The organism is Delftia sp. HK171 (assembly GCF_001886655.1).
In the GTDB taxonomy this organism is placed as follows: Bacteria; Pseudomonadota; Gammaproteobacteria; order Burkholderiales; family Burkholderiaceae_C; genus Comamonas; species Comamonas acidovorans.
Genome location: NZ_CP018101.1, coordinates 2388893 through 2409518, shown reverse-complemented (window position 1 = coordinate 2409518; position 20626 = coordinate 2388893). Strand labels below are relative to the sequence as shown.

The 20626-nt window shown below is 67.4% G+C and carries 18 protein-coding genes and 1 riboswitch; of the genes, 10 read left to right on the top strand and 8 right to left on the bottom strand.

What is annotated here, in order from left to right:
- Positions 1-4: 4 nt before the first annotated feature.
- The gene (locus BO996_RS10925) at positions 5-922 is read right to left on the bottom strand and encodes a LysR substrate-binding domain-containing protein (RefSeq protein ID WP_052155357.1); all 918 of its coding nucleotides are present in this window, start codon (positions 920-922) and stop codon (positions 5-7) included.
- Positions 923-1086: 164 nt separating this feature from the next.
- Between BO996_RS10925 and BO996_RS10920 the strand changes: the two genes are divergently transcribed.
- The 4 genes from BO996_RS10920 to BO996_RS10905 are packed head-to-tail and all read left to right on the top strand — an operon-like array spanning position 1087 to position 4959.
- The gene (locus BO996_RS10920; protein ID WP_197942808.1) at positions 1087-1881 is read left to right on the top strand and encodes an HpcH/HpaI aldolase/citrate lyase family protein; all 795 of its coding nucleotides are present in this window, start codon (positions 1087-1089) and stop codon (positions 1879-1881) included.
- A complete protein-coding gene (locus BO996_RS10915; protein ID WP_052155355.1) occupies positions 1878-3059 on the top strand; it encodes a CaiB/BaiF CoA transferase family protein in 1182 nt (393 codons plus the stop codon). The genes BO996_RS10920 and BO996_RS10915 overlap by 4 nt, the downstream gene beginning before the upstream one ends.
- 32 nt (positions 3060-3091) lie before the next feature.
- The gene (locus BO996_RS10910; protein WP_071954731.1) at positions 3092-4072 is read left to right on the top strand and encodes a Bug family tripartite tricarboxylate transporter substrate binding protein; all 981 of its coding nucleotides are present in this window, start codon (positions 3092-3094) and stop codon (positions 4070-4072) included.
- A gap of 47 nt (positions 4073-4119) precedes the next feature.
- Positions 4120-4959 (top strand): fumarylacetoacetate hydrolase family protein, encoded by an 840-nt coding sequence (locus BO996_RS10905; protein WP_071954730.1) that lies wholly within the window; start codon positions 4120-4122, stop codon positions 4957-4959.
- 54 nt (positions 4960-5013) lie between these two features.
- On the opposite strand, the gene pmbA is transcribed toward BO996_RS10905, so the two are convergent.
- Positions 5014-6423, bottom strand: a complete 1410-nt coding sequence (pmbA, locus tag BO996_RS10900; protein WP_012204243.1) for a metalloprotease PmbA — start codon at positions 6421-6423, stop codon at positions 5014-5016.
- A 66-nt stretch (positions 6424-6489) separates the two neighbouring features.
- On the opposite strand from pmbA, the gene yjgA reads away from it, so the two are divergent.
- The gene (gene yjgA / locus BO996_RS10895) at positions 6490-7167 is read left to right on the top strand and encodes a ribosome biogenesis factor YjgA (RefSeq protein ID WP_034391380.1); all 678 of its coding nucleotides are present in this window, start codon (positions 6490-6492) and stop codon (positions 7165-7167) included.
- The gene (gene mog / locus BO996_RS10890; RefSeq protein ID WP_071954729.1) at positions 7160-7765 is read left to right on the top strand and encodes a molybdopterin adenylyltransferase; all 606 of its coding nucleotides are present in this window, start codon (positions 7160-7162) and stop codon (positions 7763-7765) included. Before yjgA ends, mog begins: the two co-directional genes overlap by 8 nt.
- A gap of 43 nt (positions 7766-7808) precedes the next feature.
- Here mog and BO996_RS10885 read toward each other — a convergent pair whose 3' ends face one another.
- The gene (locus tag BO996_RS10885) at positions 7809-8345 is read right to left on the bottom strand and encodes a DUF6036 family nucleotidyltransferase (protein ID WP_071954728.1); all 537 of its coding nucleotides are present in this window, start codon (positions 8343-8345) and stop codon (positions 7809-7811) included.
- Entirely contained in the window at positions 8326-9012 is a 687-nt protein-coding gene (locus BO996_RS10880) for a helix-turn-helix transcriptional regulator (protein WP_071954727.1), read from the bottom strand. Before BO996_RS10880 ends, BO996_RS10885 begins: the two co-directional genes overlap by 20 nt.
- Before the next feature lie 322 nt (positions 9013-9334).
- Here BO996_RS10880 and BO996_RS10875 point away from each other — a divergent pair, with 322 nt between their 5' ends.
- The 4 genes from BO996_RS10875 to BO996_RS10860 all read left to right on the top strand — a co-directional run bounded on the left by BO996_RS10875 (position 9335) and on the right by BO996_RS10860 (position 15255).
- Entirely contained in the window at positions 9335-10546 is a 1212-nt protein-coding gene (locus BO996_RS10875) for an ABC transporter substrate-binding protein (RefSeq protein WP_012204238.1), read from the top strand.
- A gap of 191 nt (positions 10547-10737) precedes the next feature.
- Complete coding sequence (locus BO996_RS10870) at positions 10738-11919, top strand: efflux RND transporter periplasmic adaptor subunit (protein WP_071954726.1); 1182 nt, start codon at positions 10738-10740, stop codon at positions 11917-11919.
- 2 nt (positions 11920-11921) lie between these two features.
- A complete protein-coding gene (locus BO996_RS10865) occupies positions 11922-13868 on the top strand; it encodes a MacB family efflux pump subunit (protein ID WP_043822875.1) in 1947 nt (648 codons plus the stop codon).
- A 1-nt stretch (position 13869) separates the two neighbouring features.
- The gene (locus tag BO996_RS10860) at positions 13870-15255 is read left to right on the top strand and encodes an efflux transporter outer membrane subunit (protein WP_071954725.1); all 1386 of its coding nucleotides are present in this window, start codon (positions 13870-13872) and stop codon (positions 15253-15255) included.
- A gap of 25 nt (positions 15256-15280) precedes the next feature.
- Here BO996_RS10860 and BO996_RS10855 read toward each other — a convergent pair whose 3' ends face one another.
- From BO996_RS10855 to cysE, 4 genes are all read right to left on the bottom strand, one after another.
- Complete coding sequence (locus tag BO996_RS10855) at positions 15281-16333, bottom strand: porin (RefSeq protein WP_071954724.1); 1053 nt, start codon at positions 16331-16333, stop codon at positions 15281-15283.
- 334 nt (positions 16334-16667) lie between these two features.
- Positions 16668-18611 (bottom strand): phosphomethylpyrimidine synthase ThiC, encoded by a 1944-nt coding sequence (thiC, locus tag BO996_RS10850; protein ID WP_034368871.1) that lies wholly within the window; start codon positions 18609-18611, stop codon positions 16668-16670.
- 265 nt (positions 18612-18876) lie between these two features.
- A riboswitch (TPP riboswitch) is annotated at positions 18877-19002 on the bottom strand.
- A 63-nt stretch (positions 19003-19065) separates the two neighbouring features.
- Positions 19066-19728, bottom strand: a complete 663-nt coding sequence (locus tag BO996_RS10845) for a nitroreductase (RefSeq protein ID WP_071954723.1) — start codon at positions 19726-19728, stop codon at positions 19066-19068.
- Positions 19729-19790: 62 nt separating this feature from the next.
- Complete coding sequence (gene cysE / locus BO996_RS10840; protein ID WP_013803521.1) at positions 19791-20615, bottom strand: serine O-acetyltransferase; 825 nt, start codon at positions 20613-20615, stop codon at positions 19791-19793.
- Between the last annotated feature and the right edge of the window lie 11 nt (positions 20616-20626).

The following is a 20626-nucleotide window of genomic DNA, read 5'->3' as shown; positions in this document are numbered from 1 at the left end:
GCAGTCAGCGATGGGAAGCCAGGGGCGCGTAGATATCCCGCAGCAGGTGCTCCAGCTGCGCCAGCACCATGGCGCTGGCCCGGCTGCGGACGGCCTGCGGCTTCGTGGCCGTGAGCACGTCGCGGTAGAGGTGCTCGACGTCGAGGGGGCGGATCACCGTGGAGCGCCGTGGCCGCAGCATGCGCAGGCTGATCCACGGCAGCACACTGGCGCCCAGCCCTGCGCGCACCGCACCGATCTGGGTGGCAGTGGAGTTCACCTCGCCTGCCACCTGGTAGCCGGTGTCCAGCGCCGCAAAGGCCCGGTCCAGCGCACCGCGCGTGGCATTGGGCAGGCTGGGCAGCAGCAGTGGATGCCGTGCCAGATCCTGCAGCGACATGGGCTTGCCATCCGCCTCGGGCGCCAGGGCGCGGGCGCAGCCGAAGAAGAAAGGCTCGCGTACCACGGGCCGCGTCTCCAGCTTGGCCGTGGCCTCCGAGGCATAGAGCACGCCCATGTCGAAGCGGCCACTGTGCACGCCCTCCACCAGATGGCCGCTCAGCCCTTCGTGGATGGACAGGATGACGGCCGGCCAGCGCTCACGGCAGGCGGCCAGCAGGGGAACGGCCAGCACCTGGGCGATGCTGCCCGCAATGGCCACCGATACAGAACCGGCCACCTGCGATTCCTCGACCTGAACGCAGGCCCGCGCATCGGCCACCTGCCGCAGGATGGCCTGTGCCTGGCCGTACAGCAGCCGGCCCGTGGCCGTGGGCTGCACGCCCAGCGCGCCACGCACCAGCAGCGTGCTTTGCAGTTCCTGCTCCAGCAGCTTGAGCTGGTGGCTCACGGCGGATGGCACCACGTGCAGCACATCACAGGCGCGGGTGATGCTCTGGGCATCGATCACGGCAATCAGGTATCTGAGCTGGCGCAATTCCATGTCAGGTCCGAAGAGGGGTTCGATTTGCACGAAGGCCGGTTCTGAATTCCTCAGCCATGCGCTGCGAGGTGCTGCCTACATTGTGCTTACCGCCACTCCGCTACCCAAGCCCCATGCCGTTCCACCCCCGATCCCTGCTATATGTTCCTGCAACCTCCGCACGCATGCTGGCCAGCGCAGGGCGGCGCGGTGCCGATGCCCTCGTGCTGGACCTGGAAGACGCCATTGCCCCCGCGCAGAAGGAGCAGGCCCGCGCCATGCTGCAACCGGCCATCGCCAGCCTGCGCGGGCCGTGCCCCGTGCTGGTGCGCATCAACGCGGACAGGGCATTGGCACAGGCCGATACCGAGGCCGCCTTGCAGGCTGGTTGCGATGGCCTGGTCATCCCCAAGGTGGAATCTGCCGCCGATGTGCAGCGCATCGCAGCCCTGGCCGATAACCACGGCAGCCCGCCGGTGCTGCTGCAGGCCATCGTGGAGACGCCCACCGGGCTGATGCGCCTGCAGGACATTGCCCGGGCCTCGCCCCGGCTGGTGTCGCTGGCCTTTGGCGGCGAGGACTTCGCCACTGCATTGGGCGTGGCGCCCACACCCCAGGCCCTTGCCATGCCGGCACAGGCCGTGGTCATCGCAGCCGTGTCAGCCGGGCTGCATCCCATGGGGCTGGCAGGCAGCATCGGCGGCTATGCGGATCTTGCGCAGTTCGGCGAACTGGCCCGGATCTCCCGCGCACTGGGCATGCAAGGTGCCGCCTGCATCCACCCGGCCCAGTTGGCGGCCGTGCACGCAGCCTTCGGAGCCAGCCAAGAGGATCTGCGCCAGGCGCGCGACACCGTGCTGGCCTATGAACAGGCGCTGGCGCAGGGACAGGGCGCCGCGGCCGTTGACGGCCGCATGGTCGATGCACCCATTGCAGAGCGCGCACGCCAGTTGCTGCGCAGCACCGGGGAAGCCGCATGAACGCCACGGACAACACAGGCGCCCTGCCCCTGCGCGGCATCCGCGTGCTCGACCTGTCGCGCCTGGCTGCAGGCAACATGCTCACGCTGCAGTTGGCCGACTTCGGCGCCGAAGTGATCAAGGTCGAGGCGCCAAGCGGCGACACCCTGCGCGACTGGAAGAACGACGGCCAGCCGCTGTGGTGGCAGATCTACGCGCGCAACAAGAAAAGCATTTGCCTGGACCTGCATGACGGGGCCGATGTGCAAAGTCTTCTGCAGCTGGCCGAATCGGCACAGGTCCTGGTGGAGAGCTTTCGCCATGGCGCACTGGAAAAGTTCGGACTGGGACCCGATGTCCTGCTGCAGCGCAATCCCCGCCTGGTGATCGTGCGCATCTCAGGCTGGGGCCAGACCGGTCCCTATGCGCAACGGCCCGGCTTTGGCACCCTGGTCGAAGCCTTCTCGGGCTTTGCCCAGAAGAATGGCTTTCCCGACAAGCCGCCCGCCCTGCCCAACCTCGGACTGGCCGACATGATCGCGGGCCTGGCGGGCGTGGGCGCCACCATGTTCGCACTGCGCGAAGTGGAAACCAATGGTGGCCGCGGCCAGGTGGTGGACCTGTCGCTGCTGGAACCCATGTTGGCCGTGCTCGGCCCCGACCCCGCCATCTTCCAGCGCACCGGCCAGCGGCCACGGCGCATGGGCAACCGTGCCGACATCGCCGCACCGCGCAATGCCTACCAGTGCGCCGACGGGCGCTGGCTGGTGATGTCGGGCTCCACCCAGCGCATGGCCGAACGGATTTTCGAGGCCATGGGCCGCAAGGACCTGTGCAGCGATCCCCGCTTCGCCACCAACGCGGCACGGCTGCGACATGTCGATGCGCTGGACGCGCTGATCGCCGGCTTTGTGGCACAGCGCAGCCTGCAGGACAACCTGCTGCACTTCGGCCAATGGGAGGTGACCGTGGGGCCGGTGCTTGACGTGGAGCAGTTGCTGGCCGACGAGCATGTGCGCGCCAGGGCCTGCATCACCTGCATCCCCGATGCCGACGGCCAGCCGCTGCCCATGCACAACGTCTTTCCGCGCCTGTCGCGCACACCCGGGTCCATCCGCAGCCTGGGCCCTGCGCTGGGAGAGCACCAGCACCTGGTGCCACCGGGCGCCTGGAGCGATCACCCTGCCCCGACCGAATGAACCCTCAGCCCATACAACGAAGGAGACATACCATGGCCTTTCTCAGGACTTTGCTCACCAGGGTCGCCACGGCGGCAGCCCTGGGTCACGCCGCCCTGCTCTCTTTGCCAGTCCACGCGGCCCCTGCGCAACTGGTCACCCTGGTGGTGCCTGCCGCGCCGGGCGGCTCCAACGACATCGTGGCGCGCGTCATGGAGCCGCTGCTACGCGGCGAACTCGACCGGCCCGTGGTGGTCGAGAACCGGGGCGGCGGCGGGGGCAATGTCGGCGCAGCCTACGTGGCACGCGCCGAAGCCGGCAGCAACATCTGGCTGCTGACATCAGCCAGCATCGTCACCATGAACCCCGGCTTGTTCGCCAACCCGGGCTTCGACACGCTGCGCGACTTCGTGCCCGTGGCCGGCATTGCCAGCGTGCCCCATGTGCTGTTGGTCAACAAGGACTTTGCGCCGTCCACCCTGCCCGAGCTGCTGGCCTTGCTGCGCAGGGAGCCGGGCAGGTACTTCTTCGGCTCTGCCGGTAACGGCACCTACTCGCACATCCTCATGGAATTCCTCAAGCGCGCCGAAAAGGTGGATGCCTCCCATGTCCCCTTCCGTGGCGTGGCCCCGGCCATGACCGAACTGATGGCCGGGCGCATACAGATGCTGATCAGCACCCTGCCTTCGGCCATGCCCTACCTGCAAAGCCGCGACGTCAAAGCCCTGGCCGTGTTCTCCGACCAGCGCAGCGAGTTCCTGCCCGACCTGCCCCTGGCCCGCGACACCGTTGCCGGCCTGGTTGGCGACCTGTGGATTGCGCTGTACGCGCCCAAGGACACACCCTCGCAGGAAGTGCAGCGCATGCGCCAGGCCGTGGACAAGGCCCAGGCATCACCCGGACTGCGCGAGAAATTCCGCAAAATGGGCGCCAGCGTCTACGCCCCCACCGCTGCAGAACTGCGGCTGCAGACGGCAGCCGACCTGGCACGCTGGAGCCAGTTGATCCGGCAGGCAGGCATCCAGGTGGACTAAGCAGCCGGCCCATTTCAAGACATTCCAGAGCATTCCAAGGAGACTCCATGAAACTGCTGAGATTCGGCCCCGAGGGCCAGGAAAAGCCGGGCCTGCTGGATGCCGAAGGCCAAATCCGCGATCTGTCCGCCCTGTTGGACGACTACACGCCCCGCCTGCTGGGCCGCGAGGCGCTGCGGGCCCTGGCCGCCATCGACCCTGCCAGGCTGCCCCTGGTGCAAGGCCCGGTGCGCATCGGCATGCCGTGGAGCGGCATGTCCAAGTTCGTCGCCATCGGCCTGAACTACCGCGACCATGCCGAGGAAGCCGGCATGCCCATCCCCAAGGAGCCCATCCTCTTCGCCAAATGGCCCAGCTGCGCCTGCGGCCCCGACGACGACATCCCCCTGCCCGAAGGCAGCACACGCATGGACTGGGAGGTGGAACTGGGCATCGTCATCGGCGAGCGCGCGCGCAATGTGTCCGTGGCCGATGCGCTGGAGCATGTGGCCGGCTACTGCCTTGCCAACGATGTGTCCGAGCGCGAATACCAGATCGAGCGCAGCGGTGGCCAGTGGAGCAAGGGCAAGGGCTTCGACCGCTTCGGCCCCATCGGCCCCTGGCTGGTCACGCGCGACGAAGTGCCCGATCCGCAGGCCCTGCAGCTATGGCTGGATGTGAACGGGGAGCGCCGCCAGAGCGGCAGCACGCGCACCATGATCTTTGGCTGCGCCGAACTCATCAGCCACTGCAGCCGCGTGATGACGCTGGAGCCCGGCGACCTCATCATCACCGGCACGCCCCCGGGAGTCGGGATGGGCATGAAGCCGCCGCGCTATCTGAAGGCTGGCGATGTGATGGAGCTGGGGATCGAGGGGCTGGGCGTGCAGAGGCAGCGAGTGGTGTAGATCCACAAAAAAGCGGCTTCAAAAAGCCGCTTTATTTTTGAGCTGAACCAGCGCTCAGCTGCCCGCCACCTTCATGCGGTTGATCAGGATCGAGCCCACGGTCTTGGCGCCGTAGTTGTAGGCATCTGCGCCCACGGCCTCGATGCCCTTGAGCATGTCCTTGAGGTTGCCGGCGATGGTGATCTCATGCACGGGGAAGGCGATTTCGCCGTTTTCCACCCAGAAGCCGCTGACGCCGCGCGAGTAGTCGCCGGTCACGTAGTTCACGCCCTGGCCCATGAGCTCGATCACGAACAGGCCCGTGCCCAGCTTCTTGAGCATGGCGGGCAGGTCGTCGCCGGCCTTGGTGCGGCGCGAGGTCATGACCAGGTTGTGCGATCCGCCAGCATTGCCGGTGGTCTTCATGCCCAGCTTGCGGGCCGAGTAGCTGGACAGGAAGTAGCCCTCGACGCGGCCGGCATCCACCACCTTGCGGGCCTGCACGCGCACACCTTCCTCGTCGAAGGGCGAGCTGCCCTTGCCGCCGAGGATGAAGGGGTCTTCCGTGATGTCGATGTGCTTGGGGAAGACGGGCTTGCCCAGCGAGTCGAGCAGGAAGGTGCTGCGGCGGTACAGCGCGCCGCCGCTGACGGCCTGCACGAAGCTGCCCAGCAGGCCTGCGGCCAGCGTGGACTCGAACAGCACCGGGCATTCGGTGGTCGGGATCTTGCGGCTGCCCAGGCGGCTCAGGGCGCGCTGGGCGGCGTAGCGGCCCACGGCTTCGGGCGAGGCCAGGTCGGCCGCGTTGCGCATGGAGCTGTACCAGGCATCGCGCTGCATCTCGCCATTGCGCCCGGGCAGCGATGCGATGGGCGCCACCGACAGGCTGTGGCGCGAGCTGGCGTAGCCGCCACGGAAACCATTGGTGTGGGCGCTGAAGAAATGGCTTTGCTGGGCCGAAACGCCCGCGCCTTCGCTGTTGGTGATGCGCTTGTGCGTGCGCAGCGCGGCTTCCTCGCATTGCAGCGCCAGTTCGGCCGCAGCCTCGCTGGTGAGATCCCAGGGGTGGAACAGCTGCAGGTCGCGGTGGGTGCCGGGCTGGGCGATGTCGGCCGCATCGGGCAGGCCGGCCATGGGGTCCTCGGCGGTGAAGCGTGCGATGTCGTAGGCGGCCTGCACGGTCTGCTGGATGGCGGCATCCGAGAAGTCCGAGGTGCTGGCGTTGCCACGGCGGTTGCCCAGGTAGACGGTCACGCCCAGCGACTTGTCGCGGTTGCGCTCCACGGTCTCCAAAGCCCCCTTGCGCACGCTCACGCTCAGGCCGCAGCCCTCGGAAGCCTCGGCCCCGGCGTTGGTGGCGCCGAGCTTCTTGGCGTGGACCAGGGCACGGTCCACCAAGTCTTCAAAAAACGGTTGGCTGTAGCTGAAGCCGGAATCAGCCTGCGGTTTGGCGGTGCTTGCCGAGCGGGGACGGGGTTTTTTCATAGCGGCGGCTATGATAGCCGCCACTGCAGCGCTCTCCGCGCCGCCACTGCATTTGTCCCCTACCCCATGTCACGCAAACCCAAAAAAGGCTACTACGTCAAAGGTCACTTCGTTGCCGAAGGCAGCGAACTCGACCTGCAGCTCAAGGCCGAACTCAAAGGCACCCCCGACTCCAGCAAGACGGATCTCAAGCGCGAGTCCGACGCCTTGCAGGACCTCGGCAAGGATTTGCTGACGCTGCGCTCCGACCTGTTCAAGCGCCTGCAATTGCCCGACCAGTTGGCCGATGCCCTGGCCGAGGCCAAGCGCATCACCAATTTCGAAGGCAAGCGCCGCCAGATGCAATTCGTCGGCAAGCTCATGCGCAAGCTGGACGAGACCGAGATCGCCGCCGTGCGCGCGGCACTGGACGAGCAGCACAACGGCTCGGCCGCCGAGAAGATGGCCTTGCACGCCGCCGAGCAATGGCGCGACCGCCTGATTGCCGAGGAATCGGCCCTGTCCATCTGGCTGGACCATTTCCCCGACACCGACACCCAGCAGCTGCGCGCCCTGATCCGCCAGGCCCGCAAGGACATGCCGGGCGCCCATGAGGCCAATGTGCAGGAATCCACCGGCCTGGCCCAGCGCAAGGGCCGCGCCTACCGCGACCTGTTCCAGCTGGTTCGCCAGCAGTTGGGCGGCACGGGCCGCGAGGCTGCCGAGGACGGTGACGGCGCTGGCGAGGAAGCTGACGATGAGTGAACCCGTCCATGACGCTGTGCGCATCGGCATCGTCTCGATCAGCGACCGTGCCAGCAGCGGCGTCTATGAGGACAAGGGCCTGCCGGCCCTGCAGGACTGGCTCACCCGCGCGCTCAGGAACCCCATCACGTTCGAGCCGCGCCTGATCCCCGACGAGCAGGCCGGCATCAGCGCCACGCTGATCGAACTGGTCGATGCGGGCTGCTCCCTGGTGCTGACCACGGGCGGCACCGGCCCCGCGCCGCGCGATGTCACGCCCGAAGCCACGCTGGCCGTGGCCGACAAGGAAATGCCGGGCTTTGGCGAGCAGATGCGCCAGATCAGCCTGGCCTTTGTGCCCACGGCGATTCTGTCGCGCCAGGTGGCGGTGATCCGTGGCAAGAGCCTGATCATCAACCTGCCGGGCCAGCCAAAGGCCATTGCCGAAACCCTGGAAGGCCTGAAGAACCCCGATGGCACGCAAAAGGTCAACGGCATCTTCGCGGCCGTGCCCTATTGCGTGGACCTGATCGGCGGGCCCTATCTGGAAACGGACGACAGCGTCTGCAAGGCGTTCCGCCCCAAGAGCGCAGTGCGCACCGCGCGACCTGCGGCCTGAGCGCGCGGACACGGCAAACGACAAGCAGCCTGCGGGCTGCTTTTTATTTTTTCAGCCCTTTGAACCACCGCTGAATCCGGGCCCGCAATTGCCGTTTGCCGTCATCACCCAACGGCATGCTGCTTGCCAGTTTCAGTGCCGCATCGACCTGTACATGGCCATGCTCCATCAGTGCCATGCAAAACAGCCGGTCCTTGTCTCGCCCCGCCTGGGCCTTGGAGAGAAAGAGATCCAGCACATCAAGGCAATAGCCGACGCGATCGTTGGTATTGCCGTTCTGGATACGGTGCAGCCGGTTTTGCCAGCCTGAGGCAAGCACTGCCGTGTCCGGGCCCACGCCCTGTGCGTAGTAGCCATTGGACTCGTGGAAGCGAGAGCCTTCGCCAATGGATCCATCGATCCGGTCGGCCAGATCCGGAGCGTTGAGCGGATAGATGTCCGCCTCTGCGGACATCTTGAAAACCGGCTCGGGATACGGGATGGAGCCCAGGATTGCCTGGCTTCCCACGATGACGAATTCATACTCATTCGTCACATCCCCGCTGGCACGAATGATGTGCTCAAGATCCTCTCGGTTCATAGGCCCGCCCTGTATCTCCCAATGCAACGCCCCGCTTGAGATCCCCCACCTGCGCCAGTACCTGCTGGCGCACCTGTTCGGGCAGCACCGATGTCAGGGGCGAGGCCTGGCGCAGTTCCTGGGCCCTTCGCGTGCGGGCCAGGATGGTGCGCCAGCGGCCATTTTGCAAGACATCCTGCCACTGCCTCCACAGGCTGGCGGAATGCGAATCCCCCTGGCTCAACCACCGCTCCAACGTGTCCTGTGCCTGCTGCAGCAATGCCGGGTCTGATCGCACAATGCGCACGGCTTCTTCATGCAATGCCAGGCTTTGCAGATCCTGCACTTCATGGCGCGCATCCTGCGCACGCACCAGAACCTGTACGACGGGCCTGGCATGGCGCGAACGGGCTGCGGCAGTTCCTGCGGGCGCGGGCTGCAGGGCGTCGCCCGCCAGCAATGCCAATTCTCCCCCTATGCCCAGTTCCGACATGACCCGCAGGTACGTGCCCATGGATGGCCCGGGATCGCCGGACTCGACTGCAGCGAGCGTGCTGCGGGATATGCCTACGCGCGAGGCCATCTCGACCGTGCCCAGCCCCTGCTCCTTGCGCAGACGCTTGAGCCGGTCACCGAACTGCAAAAGCAGTTGGCGCTGAAGAAGGGTGGACTTTTCTGGCGTTTTCATTTGTCCATTATTCTAAGCAAAACCTAAATTTTTGATTGTTTTTCTAGACAAACTAATTTAAGACCAGTGCTTTTGCATCTCCAAGTCAAGGAACGGAAAAGCAGGTCCTGACGCGCGCACAAGCCACGGCCGGGATGCGCAGCGCATGGCGATCAATCAACGGGCCAGCCACGTTGCAAGAATGAGCGGCTGGACTGTCGCACCGGGGCCACCAAGCCCGTGCTTGCCCCAATGCGGCAGGCCCCTGTCCCTGCCAGCATGGAATCACCCCGGCCCCTGCGCAACAGCAGCGGGCTTTTTCCATCCAAAGCAAGGAGACTTCATGCAGCAACGCCCCAAGACATCGCTGATGACACCGCTGGCCCTGGCACTGTGCGCCGCCGCACTGGCAACGCCGGCCCTGGCGCAGCAGGACAAGGTTCGGATCGGCTTCATCACCGACATGTCCAGTCTCTATGCCGATGTCGAGGGCAAGAACGGCGCCGTGGCCATTCAGATGGCCATTGACGACTACGGCGGCAAGCTGCTTGGCAAGCCCATCGAGCTGCTGACGGCCGACCACCAGAACAAGGCCGACATTGCCGCCAGCAAGGCACGCGAGTGGATAGACACGCAGGGCATCAGCCTGGTGTTTGGCGGCACGAACTCGGCCACGGCCCTGTCCATGGCCAAGGTGGCGCAGGAGAAAAAGCGGGTCTTCATCGACAACGGCGCGGGCAGCTCGGCGCTGACCAACGAGCAGTGCAGCCCCTACACCGTGCACTACGCCTTCGACACCGTGGCCCTGGCCAAGGGCACGGGCGCGGCCGTGGTGGAGGCCGGCGGCAAGAGCTGGTACTTCGTGACGGCCGACTATGCCTTCGGCCATGCGCTGGAGGCCGATACCACCAAGATCATCGAGGCGCGCGGCGGCAAGGTGCTGGGCTCGGTCAAGACGCCGCTGAACGCCAGCGACTTCTCCAGCTTCATGCTGCAGGCGCAGAACTCCAAGGCCCAGATCCTGGGCCTGGCCAATGCGGGTGGCGACACCATCAACTCCATCAAGGCCGCGCGCGAGTTCGGCGTGACCAAGGACATGAAGCTGGCCGGCCTGCTGGTGTTCTTCACCGACGTGCACAGCCTGGGCCTGAAGAACACCCAGGGCATGCAGTTCACCACCAGCTGGTACTGGGACATGAACGATGCCTCGCGCAAGTTCGCCGATGCCTTCATGGCCAAGACCCAGCGCCGCCCCAGCGAGATCCAGGCAGCCGACTACTCGGCCACCATGAATTGGCTCAAGGCCGTGGAGAAGGCCGGCACGCTGGACGCCGACAAGGTCATGGCCACCTGGCGCGGCATGAAGATGGATGACTTCTTCGGCAGCGGCTACCTGCGAGAGGACGGCCGCTACGTGCACGACATGTACCTGATGGAAGTGAAATCCCCCGCCGAATCCAAGGGCACCTGGGACTACTACAAGCTGGTCAAGAAGCTGCCGGCCGAGCAGGTCTGGACCACCAAGGCCGAGAGCAAGTGCCAATATTGGCGCTGAACTGGCGCTGAACTTGCGGTGAGCCGGGAGGGGCAGCCCGGCTGCTCCCGCCCCTCGCTTTTCTCCACTGAATCTCCATGCCTTGGTCAATGCCGGGACATCGAACCGCGCCAGACTGGTAAGTTCGAGCATTGGGCGCGGCGCCGGGCAGGGACTTCTTCCCCTGCGGCCGACCGCGCGGCAGGGGAAGAATGAAGTTCAATCGCAAGTGGACCATTGGCGCCGTGGTGGGTGCCTGCATCATCGCCGGGGGCGCACTGTGGAAGGCCAGCGCCAAGCCCGCCACCCGGTACGCGACGGCCGCCGTCACCGTGGGCAACCTGGAGCAGACCGTGCTGGCCGTAGGCCGGCTGCATGCCAAGGAGCTGGTTGCCGTGGGCGCCCAGGTCTCCGGACAGGTCAAGCGCCTGCATGTGGAACTGGGGCAGCAAGTCAAGGCCGGCGACCTGATCGCCGAAGTCGATGCCCAGCCGCAGCGCATCAAGCTGCGCAATGCCGAGGCGTCCGTCACCGCCTTGCAGGCACAGCTCGCCGCGCGGCGCGCGGCCCTCGTCCAGGCCCGGCTCACCTTCCAGCGCCAGCAGGAACTGCTGCAGGCCGACGCCACCTCGCGCGCCGACCATGAGGCCGCCAAGGCGGCGCTGGACACGGCCCAGGCCGAGGTCGGCGCCCTGCAGGCCCAGATCGAGCAGGCACGCACCCAGGTGGAGACCGAGCGCATCAACCTGGGCTACACCCGCATCGTTGCGCCCATGGACGGCGTGATCGTGGCCGTGGTCACCAAGCAGGGCCAGACCCTGAACTCCTTCCAGACCACACCCACCATCGTCATGCTGGCCAAGCTCGACGTGATGACCGTGCGTGCCGAGATTGCCGAGGCCGACGTGGACAAGATCCAGCTCGGCCAGACCGCATGGTTCACCACGCTGGGCAGCAACCGCCAAAAACACATGGCGAAGATAGAGCGCATCGAGCCCGCACCCACCTCCATCGTCAATGACGCGGGCGGCGGTGCCTCGCCCGCTGCGGCCACGCCCGCCGCCAAGGCCATCTACTACAACGCCCAGTTCGACGTGCCCAACCCGGACGGCAAGCTGCGCCCTTCCATGACCGCCCAGGTCACCGTGCGCGTGGCCCAGGCCGACAAGGCCGTGCTGGTGCCGGCCGCCGCACTGGGCAGCCGGGCAGAGGACGACAGCTACACCGTGCGCGTGCGCGACGGCGAAGGCAAGGTCGCCGAGCGCAAGGTGCGCATCGGCCTGCGCACCAATGCCCAGGCCCAGGTGCTGTCGGGCCTGGAGGCAGGCGAGCAGGTGGTGATCGGCGAGGCGGGCCCGAGCAACGCCCCCGCCGCCGACCCCATGGGAATGTGAGCATGGACCAGCCATTGCTGCAAATGCGGGGACTGCGCAGGGAGTTCCCCGCCGGTGACACCACGGTCGCCGTGCTCAAGGACATCGACCTGACCATCGAGGCCGGCGAGATGGTGGCCATCGTCGGCGCCTCGGGCTCGGGCAAGTCCACGCTGATGAACATCCTCGGCTGCCTGGACCATCCGACCTCGGGCAGCTACCGCATCGCCGGCCGCGAGACCGGCGAGCTGGGCCCCGATGCGCTGGCCGCGCTGCGGCGCGAGCATTTCGGCTTCATCTTCCAGCGCTACCACCTGCTGGCCGACCTCACGGCCCAGGGCAATGTGGAGCTGCCATCGGTCTACGCCGGCACGGCGCCCACGGACCGCCATGCGCGCTCGGCCGCCCTGCTCGAACGCCTGGGCCTGGCCGACCGCATGCAGCACCGGCCGGGCCAGCTGTCGGGCGGGCAGCAGCAGCGCGTGTCCATCGCCCGCGCGCTGATGAACGGCGGCGCCGTCATCCTGGCCGACGAGCCCACGGGCGCGCTGGACAAGGCCAGCGGCGAGCAGGTCATGCGCATCCTGCAGGAGCTGCATGCCGACGGCCACACCATCATCCTGGTCACGCACGACATGGCCGTGGCGGCCCACGCCTCGCGCGTGATCGAGATCAGCGACGGCGCCATCATCGCGGACCGGCGCAGCGCCCCGCATGAAAGCAAGCCCCCGCTGGAGGCCACAGCCGCCCCGCGCGCCGCCTCCTGGCGCATGTTCGGCGACCGCTTCGGCGAAGCGCTGCGCATGGCGCTGCGGGCCATGAACGCGCACCGCCTGCGCACCTTCCTGACCATGCTGGGCATCATCATCGGCATCTCTGCCGTGGTCTCGGTGGTGGCGCTGGGGCGCGGTGCGCAGCAGCAGGTGATGAACCAGATCAGCGAGCTGGGCACGAACACGCTGGACATCTTCCCGGGCAAGGACTTCGGAGACACGCGCGCCGCCGCCATCGAGACCCTGGTCGCCGCCGATGCCCAGGCCCTGGCCGAGCAGCCCTACGTGGACAGCGCCACGCCCAACGTATCGGTCAGCGTCACGGCGCTGTACCGCGAGAACGCGGCCATGGCCCAGGTGACGGGCGTGGGCTTCGAGCATTTCCGCGTGAAGGGCCTGCGCCTGGCGTCAGGGCGGTTCTTCGACCAGCGCGACGTGGACCTGCACGCCCAGGTCGCGGTCATCGACCAGAAGGCCGCCACCGCGCTCTTCCCCGGCAACCCCAGCCCGCTGGGCGAGGTGGTGATGCTGGGCGAGATGCCCGTGGAGATCGTGGGCGTGCTGCGCCCCGCGCAAAACAGCTTCGGTGGCTCCACGCCCACCTTCTTCGTGCCCTACACGGCAGCCGCCACGCGCCTGGTCGGCAAGTACCACCTGGACAGCATCACGCTGCGCATCAAGGACGAGGTGCCGGCCGAGATCGCGCTGAAGGCGGCCACCAGCCTGCTCACGGAACGCCACGGCACCAAGGACTTCTTCGTCTGGAACTCCGACCAGATCCGCCAGGCCATCACGCGCACCAGCACCACGCTGACGCTGCTGGTCTCGGCCATCGCCATGATCGCGCTGCTGGTGGGCGGCATCGGCGTGATGAACATCATGCTGGTGTCGGTCACCGAGCGCACGCGCGAGATCGGCGTGCGCATGGCCATCGGCGCGCGCCAGTCGGACATCCTTCAGCAGTTCCTGATCGAGGCCGTGCTGGTCTGCATCGTGGGCGGCATCCTGGGTGTCTCTCTGGCGCTGGGCCTGGGCCTGGCAGTGAGCCTGTCGGGCTCCAGCTTCCAGCTGTCGTTCTCGGCCGCCTCCATCGTGCTGGCCGTCGCCTGCTCCTCGCTCATAGGCATCACCTTCGGCTTCCTGCCCGCGCGCAGCGCGGCGCGCCTGGACCCCGTCCAGGCCCTCTCCAGAGATTGACATGCATATGCTCAAGACCAGCGCGCTGGCATGCGCCGTGGCCCTTGCGGGCTGCGGCGCCATCACGCGCACCCCCTACGAAGCGCCACAGGTGGCGCTGCCCGCGCAGTTCGAACATGTGCAGGCATCGTCCCCGACAGCCACGCCCACGCCCATGACCGATGCCTGGTGGCGCGGCTTCGGCGATCCACGGCTCGATGCCTGGATTGACCTGGCGCTGGCGCGCAACCCTGACATGGCCACGGCCGGCATCCGCGTGCGGCGTGCCGCGCTGCAGGCGCAACTGGCAGGCCATGCGCTGCTGCCCCAGCCCAGCGGCAGCGTAGGCACGGGCGCCAGCCGCCCGCTGTCGGGCAGCCAGCGCAGCACCCTGGAGAACGCCAGCGCCACACTGGGCGTGGCCTGGGAGCTGGACCTGTTCGACCGGCTGGGCGCGCAGCGCGATGCCGCCGTCTTCGAAGCACAGGCCAGCGTGCAGGACAAGGATGCCGTGGCGCTGTCGCTGACCACCACCACGGCCAGCCTGTACTGGCAGCTGGCGCTGGCCAACGAGCGCCTGGACATGTCACGCCAGAGCCTGGAGTACGTGCGCCGCACCATCGACCTGGTGCAGGCCCAGTACCGCAGCGGCGCAGTGTCCGGCCTGGAGCTGCGCGAGGCCCGGCAGGCCCTGGCCGAGCAGCAGGCCCTGCTGAGCCAATACACCCAGGCCCGCGCCGAACTGCGCCAGGCATTGGCCGAATTGCTGCAGGGCGCCGAGCCGCCCGGTGGCGAGCCCCAGGCGCTGCCCGTGGCCGACCTGCCCGCCGTGCAGCCAAGCCTGCCCGCCGACCTGCTGGGACGCCGCCCCGACCTGCGCGCCGCCGAACTGCGGCTGCGCGGCGCCCTGGCCGGCAGCGATGCCACGGCCGCCAGCTACTACCCGCGGCTGTCGCTCACGGGCAGCCTGGGCACATCCAGCAGCACCCTGCTCGATGTGCTGGCCAATCCCGTGGCGGCCCTGGGCGCCAACCTGGCCCTGCCGTTTCTCAATGTGCGCGAGATGCGGCTGAACACCGCCATTGCACGCAGCCAGTACGAAGAGGCGGTGGTCAACTTCCGCAAAACGCTGTACGCCGCGTTGGCCGAAACGGAAAAATCCCTGTCCGCCCGCACCGAACTGGCCCTCCAGGAAGAGGCCCAGCAGCGCGCCACGCAGGAATCCGTGGAAATCACGCGGCTGTACGAGGCGCGCTACCGCGCCGGCCAGGTGCCGCTGCGCACCTGGCTGGACGCCCAGGAGCGCCGCCGCGCAGCGCAGCTGGCCCTGTCCGCGCTGCACCTGGCACGCCTGCAGAACCAGCTCACGCTGCACAAGGCGCTAGGCGGAGGGTGGCCGGCTTCCTGAAGCCACCACCCAGGGTCCGCCAGAGTCAGAACGAATGCGCCATGCCCACGTAGAAGCCGGTCTGGCTGCCGCCCGGCGCCGGGTTGTTGTTGGTGGTCTCCACCGAGAAGTTCGCATTGCCGCCATTGCGCACATTGCCCACGCTGGCGTACAGCAGCGTGCGCTTGGACAGCGCGTAGTCGGCGCCCGCCATGAACAGGTTGGCGCTGCCGCCGCCGTTGTTGACCGTGGTGCGGTAGCCCGCCCCGATCAAAGTCAGCGGGCCTGACACCTTGTAGCGCGCGCCCATCCAGTACTGCCGCGCCTTGTTGGGCACGCCAGCCGCGCTGTCGGGCGCAGACAGCTGCTCATAGCCCGCGAACAGCTTGAGCGCGGACAGCGTCACCGTGCCGCCCAGCGTCAGGTTGCGGGAGGTGGTGTAGAGATCGCTGAAGCGGCCATTGGCATCGCGGGCCACATCGTAGATGGCGCGCAACTCGAACGTGGGCGCGGTATAGGACACGGACAGCGCATCCTTGCGCAGCCGCGATGCGCCCTGCGGCTGCTCGCCCAGGCCGGTCAGCGCGAGCACGCGCAGGCCGCCCCAGTTCGGCGTCTCATAGGAAATCATGTTGTCATGCCCGCCCCAGTTGCGCCCCCGCACCAGCGTGGCCGAGCCGATGAACTGCTGGCCCGTGGGGTCCAGCGCCCAGTGCGCATCCGAGATCGACAGGTCCTTGCCCAGCTTCAGCGTGCCCCAGCCGCTGCGCAGGCCCACGAAGGTGCGGCGGTTGAAGAAACCTGCGCCGTTGAACTTGGCATCGTCGATGCTGAAGCCCGACTCCAGCGTGAACAGCGCATGCAGCCCGCCGCCCAGGTCCTCCTCCCCCTTGAAACCCAGCATGCTCGTGCCCCACTGGTTGCCCACGGCCCGCCACAGATTGCCAGAGCCCCCCGTGGCCGGGTCGTACACATTGCTCTGGTAGTCCACCCCCGCGACCACACGCCCATAGAGCGTGACCGAACTCTGGGCCTGGGCCACCAGGGCCGTCCCAAATGCAAGCGCCGTGCCCAGCCATTGAATGGTTCTTCTAGCCATGTCGTCTCCTCCTCCCGATTGCCAGTTGGCGAAAGCCCTCGCCACGAGGGCCAGGGCGTACTGAAATCCTTGCCGGCCACGCGTGAAAACTGCGGCCGTGCAGTCAGCGCGTTCTTGTTCTTGTGCCTGCGAAGCCTGCGGGGCAACGCCGGTAACGGCTGGCCATGGAATTCTCGGTGGGAGAAGGTGGCTGGAGATAAACGATTCGGCGACGGACTGATCCTCAGCCATCACGGACCGCTAGGTGTTTTCCCAAGGAAAGGCCGCCGCGCCATCCACGGCGGCCACCGGGCCGCGCATTGCACGCAGCCCGGATCGGCTCAATGCCGCGCGATCAACGCGCCGTCGTATCGCTGCTGGCCGCCACGATGGGGATATAGAACTCCCCGCCCGCGCGGTTGAATTCCTCGGCCTTGGCCTGCATTCCGGCGGCAATGCCTTCCTGCTCCGCCACGCCCTTGGCGGCGGCGAATTCGCGCACTTCCTGGGTGATCTTCATGGAGCAGAACTTGGGGCCGCACATGGAGCAGAAGTGCGCCACCTTGGCGCTGTCCTTGGGCAGGGTTTCGTCGTGGTAGGCCTGGGCGGTGTCGGGGTCCAGGCCCAGGTTGAACTGGTCCTGCCAGCGGAAGTCGAAGCGGGCCTGGCTCAGCGCGTCGTCGCGGGCGCGGGCGCCGGGGTGGCCCTTGGCGACGTCGGCGGCGTGGGCGGCGATCTTGTACGCGATGATGCCCTGCTTGACGTCGTCGCGGTCGGGCAGGCCCAGGTGTTCCTTGGGCGTGACGTAGCACAGCATGGCGGTGCCGAACCAGCCGATCATGGCCGCGCCGATGGCGCTGGCGATGTGGTCGTAGCCGGGGGCGATGTCGATGGTCAGCGGGCCCAGGGTGTAGAACGGCGCCTCGTGGCAGTGCTTGAGTTGCTCGGTCATGTTGGCCTGGATCATGTGCATGGGCACGTGGCCGGGGCCTTCGATCATGGTCTGCACGTCGTGCTTCCAGGCCAGCTGGGTCAGCTCGCCCAGGGTCTGCAGTTCGGCGAACTGGGCTTCGTCATTGGCATCCGAGGCGCTGCCGGGGCGCAGGCCGTCGCCCAGCGAGAAGCTGACGTCGTACTGCTTCATGATGTCGCAGATGTCCTCGAAGTGCTCGTACAGGAAGCTCTCGCGGTGGTGGGCCATGCACCACTTGGCCATGATGGAGCCGCCGCGCGAGACGATGCCCGTGCGGCGCTGGGCCGTGAGGTGGATGTAGGCCAGGCGCACGCCGGCGTGGATGGTGAAGTAGTCCACGCCCTGCTCGGCCTGCTCGATCAGCGTGTCGCGGAAGATGGGCCAGGTCAGGTCCTCGGCAATGCCGCCCACTTTCTCCAGCGCCTGGTAGATGGGCACGGTGCCGATGGGCACGGGCGAGTTGCGGATGATCCAGTCGCGCGTGGTGTGGATGTTCTTGCCGGTGGACAGGTCCATCACGTTGTCCGCGCCCCAGCGGATGGCCCAGACCAGCTTCTCGACCTCTTCCTCGATGCTGGAGGTGACGGCCGAGTTGCCGATGTTGGCGTTGATCTTGACCTTGAAGTTGCGCCCGATGGCCATGGGCTCGATCTCGGGGTGGTTGATGTTGGCCGGGATGATGGCTCGACCGCGCGCCACTTCGTCGCGCACGAATTCGGGCGTGATGATCTTGGGGATGGCCGCGCCCAGGCCGTTGCCGGCCAGGCGCGCCTCGCGCGCGGCGTCCTGCTGGTACTCGGCCATCCATTCGCGGCGGCCGTTCTCGCGCAGGGCCACGTATTCCATCTCGGGCGTGATGATGCCCTTGCGCGCGTAGTGCATCTGGGTGACGTTGCCACCGCTCTTGGCGCGGCGCGGCTGGCGCTGCAGCGATGCGGCCTCGGCCCGCAGGCGGGCCACGCGCTCGTCTTCCTCGCCGCGCTTGCCGCCGTCGTCCAGTGCCTGGCGCAGGCGGCCGGCGTAGTACTCGCTGTCGCCGCGCGACTCGATCCAGGCATTGCGCACGCCCGGCAGGCCGCTGCGCACGTCGATGGCCACGGCCGGATCGGTGTAGGGGCCCGAGGTGTCATAGACGCTGACCTGCTCGCCATTGGTCAACTGGATATCGCGCACGGGCACGCTCAGGCCGGCATGCAGGCTGCCTTGCAGATAGCTCTTGGTGGAGGCCGGGAACGGCTTGCGCGACTGCGCCAGCAGGTCGGAAAAACGCTGTGCGTCTGGAGCTTCGCCGGCTGCGGGGGTGAAGATGGAATCGGGAGCGTTCATGTCGGGTTCCTTGCGTTCAAAGCGTCGATCAACAACGCTCCGGGAACCGGACACTCCTTGGGCTGTGCCAAAGGCCGCGCACCGGGCTATGCCAGTGTGGGCCTGCCAGGGCCGTATGGCCTTGGCCCCTGGTTGCCACGCACGCCAAGGCGCACGAGCAGCCTTGGTTGGCAAGGGCCGATGTGCGTTGGATGGTGGCCTGCCTGGCCGTTGCGGCCCTGCGTGTATCCGCCGTGGCGGACTTCCATCCTCTGACTTCGGCCCCGCTTCAGGGTCCCGCTCTTCTTCCGCCGGTATCAACCGGATCAAGTTCGTCGGGTTCGCCGCCTGGCCCATGCAGCGCATGGACCGGTTGGCATCTCAGTGCATCAGCACACCCCGGAGCAGAGCGCAGTATAGGGGATGGCAAGGCGCCCTTGCCCTGCGGGTTTGCCCAGGGGCCTGAAGGCCCTGCTCAGTCGAAGCCGCGCATCTGTGCCCATTCGGCCACCGGTGCGCGCGTGGCGCGCCAGCCGTTGATGGGGGCATCCTTGTCCTCGTAGCCCAGCGCAATGCCGAAGGCCACGTGGTAGCCCTCGGGCAGCGCCAGCGCCTGGGTCACGGCGTCGTTGTAGCGGCGCCAGAAGCCCTGGGCGCAGGTGGCCAGGCCATTGGCGCAGGCCAGCAGCATGAAGGACTGCAGGTAGATGCCCAGGTCCACCCATTGCGGCAGGCCCATGCGCTCGTCCACCGCCACGATCAGGCCCACGGGCGCGCCGAAGAACTGGCCGTTGCGGGCCAGCTGCTCCAGCCGCGCGGGCTTGTCGTCGCGCGGAATGCCCAGCGACTGGTACAGCTCTTCGCCATTGGCAAAGCGCCGGCTGCGGTAGGGCTCCCAGAGATTGGGCGGGTAGGACAGGCCGGGCTGGGCGTCCTGGGGCTCGGCTTCGGCAACGGCGGTGAGCAGCTGCTGCAGCGGCTCACCCGCCAGCGCCAGCACGCGCCAGGGCTGCAGGTTGCCGCCCGAGGCCGCTTGTGCCGACTGTTCCATCAGGGAGCGCACCAGGGCCGCATCGGGCGACTGGGGCAGGAAGGCGCGCACGGAGCGGCGCGCATGCAAGGCCTGTTCAACGTTCATGCTGGTCGGAGTCTCCGGTCTTCTTGGGGGATCTTGGGGATCTTTGGTGATCTTCTGCAGGCCTACTTGCCCATGATCTGGTCGATCTTGTCCTTCTGGAAGGCCTGCGGGCGCTCGGACTCGCAGGGCACGCAGTCGCCCACCTTGCTGCCGGCCGAGAGCTTGGCAATGGCCTCCCACAGCAGCGCGATCTGCTGCTCATGCGCGGCCGCGCCATCGCTCAGGCCGCGCATGGCCTGGGCCACGGGGTCCATTTCCTGGGTGATGCCGTAGGCCGTGAACGGCTGGGGCGCGGCAGAGGCCGGGACCTTGATGGACTCGGCCTTGGCCGATGCCAGGTCGTGCTCGGTCACGTCGGCGCTGTGGCCGTTCTTGCTGGCGATGATGCGCGCCGGAATGCCCACGGCCGTGGCGCCTGCGGGCACGGGCTTGATGACCACGGCATTGCTGCCGATCTTGGCACCGTCGCCCACCTCGAAGCCGCCCAGCACCTTGGCGCCCGCGCTGACCACCACATCGCGGCCCAGCGTGGGATGGCGCTTGGCGCCCTTGTACAGCGAGGTGCCGCCCAGGGTCACGCCGTGGTAGATGGTGCAGCCGTCGCCGACCACGGCCGTCTCGCCGATGACGACGCCCATGCCGTGGTCTATGAAGACGCGCTCGCCGATGACGGCGCCGGGGTGGATCTCGATGCCGGTGAGCCAGCGGCCGATGTGCGAGATGAAGCGCCCCAGCCACTTGAGGCCATGGTTCCAGCACCAGTGCGCCGGGCGCTGCAGCCAGATCGCATGCAGACCCGGATAACAGGTGATGACCTCCCAGGTGCTGCGTGCCGCAGGGTCGCGGTCGAGGATGCACTGGATATCGGAGCGCAGGCGGTCAAGCATCTAGGGGCTGG

What these genes read in the sequence shown, in the direction of transcription:
- BO996_RS10925 (WP_052155357.1), bottom strand. Translation starts at nt 922, where the DNA reads ATGGAATTGCGCCAGCTCAGATACCTGATTGCCGTGATCGATGCCCAG.
- BO996_RS10920 (WP_197942808.1), top strand. Translation starts at nt 1,087, where the DNA reads ATGCTGGCCAGCGCAGGGCGGCGCGGTGCCGATGCCCTCGTGCTGGAC.
- BO996_RS10915 (WP_052155355.1), top strand. Translation starts at nt 1,878, where the DNA reads ATGAACGCCACGGACAACACAGGCGCCCTGCCCCTGCGCGGCATCCGC.
- BO996_RS10910 (WP_071954731.1), top strand. Translation starts at nt 3,092, where the DNA reads ATGGCCTTTCTCAGGACTTTGCTCACCAGGGTCGCCACGGCGGCAGCC.
- BO996_RS10905 (WP_071954730.1), top strand. Translation starts at nt 4,120, where the DNA reads ATGAAACTGCTGAGATTCGGCCCCGAGGGCCAGGAAAAGCCGGGCCTG.
- pmbA (WP_012204243.1), bottom strand. Translation starts at nt 6,423, where the DNA reads ATGAAAAAACCCCGTCCCCGCTCGGCAAGCACCGCCAAACCGCAGGCT.
- yjgA (WP_034391380.1), top strand. Translation starts at nt 6,490, where the DNA reads ATGTCACGCAAACCCAAAAAAGGCTACTACGTCAAAGGTCACTTCGTT.
- mog (WP_071954729.1), top strand. Translation starts at nt 7,160, where the DNA reads ATGAGTGAACCCGTCCATGACGCTGTGCGCATCGGCATCGTCTCGATC.
- BO996_RS10885 (WP_071954728.1), bottom strand. Translation starts at nt 8,345, where the DNA reads ATGAACCGAGAGGATCTTGAGCACATCATTCGTGCCAGCGGGGATGTG.
- BO996_RS10880 (WP_071954727.1), bottom strand. Translation starts at nt 9,012, where the DNA reads ATGAAAACGCCAGAAAAGTCCACCCTTCTTCAGCGCCAACTGCTTTTG.
- BO996_RS10875 (WP_012204238.1), top strand. Translation starts at nt 9,335, where the DNA reads ATGCAGCAACGCCCCAAGACATCGCTGATGACACCGCTGGCCCTGGCA.
- BO996_RS10870 (WP_071954726.1), top strand. Translation starts at nt 10,738, where the DNA reads ATGAAGTTCAATCGCAAGTGGACCATTGGCGCCGTGGTGGGTGCCTGC.
- BO996_RS10865 (WP_043822875.1), top strand. Translation starts at nt 11,922, where the DNA reads ATGGACCAGCCATTGCTGCAAATGCGGGGACTGCGCAGGGAGTTCCCC.
- BO996_RS10860 (WP_071954725.1), top strand. Translation starts at nt 13,870, where the DNA reads ATGCATATGCTCAAGACCAGCGCGCTGGCATGCGCCGTGGCCCTTGCG.
- BO996_RS10855 (WP_071954724.1), bottom strand. Translation starts at nt 16,333, where the DNA reads ATGGCTAGAAGAACCATTCAATGGCTGGGCACGGCGCTTGCATTTGGG.
- thiC (WP_034368871.1), bottom strand. Translation starts at nt 18,611, where the DNA reads ATGAACGCTCCCGATTCCATCTTCACCCCCGCAGCCGGCGAAGCTCCA.
- BO996_RS10845 (WP_071954723.1), bottom strand. Translation starts at nt 19,728, where the DNA reads ATGAACGTTGAACAGGCCTTGCATGCGCGCCGCTCCGTGCGCGCCTTC.
- cysE (WP_013803521.1), bottom strand. Translation starts at nt 20,615, where the DNA reads ATGCTTGACCGCCTGCGCTCCGATATCCAGTGCATCCTCGACCGCGAC.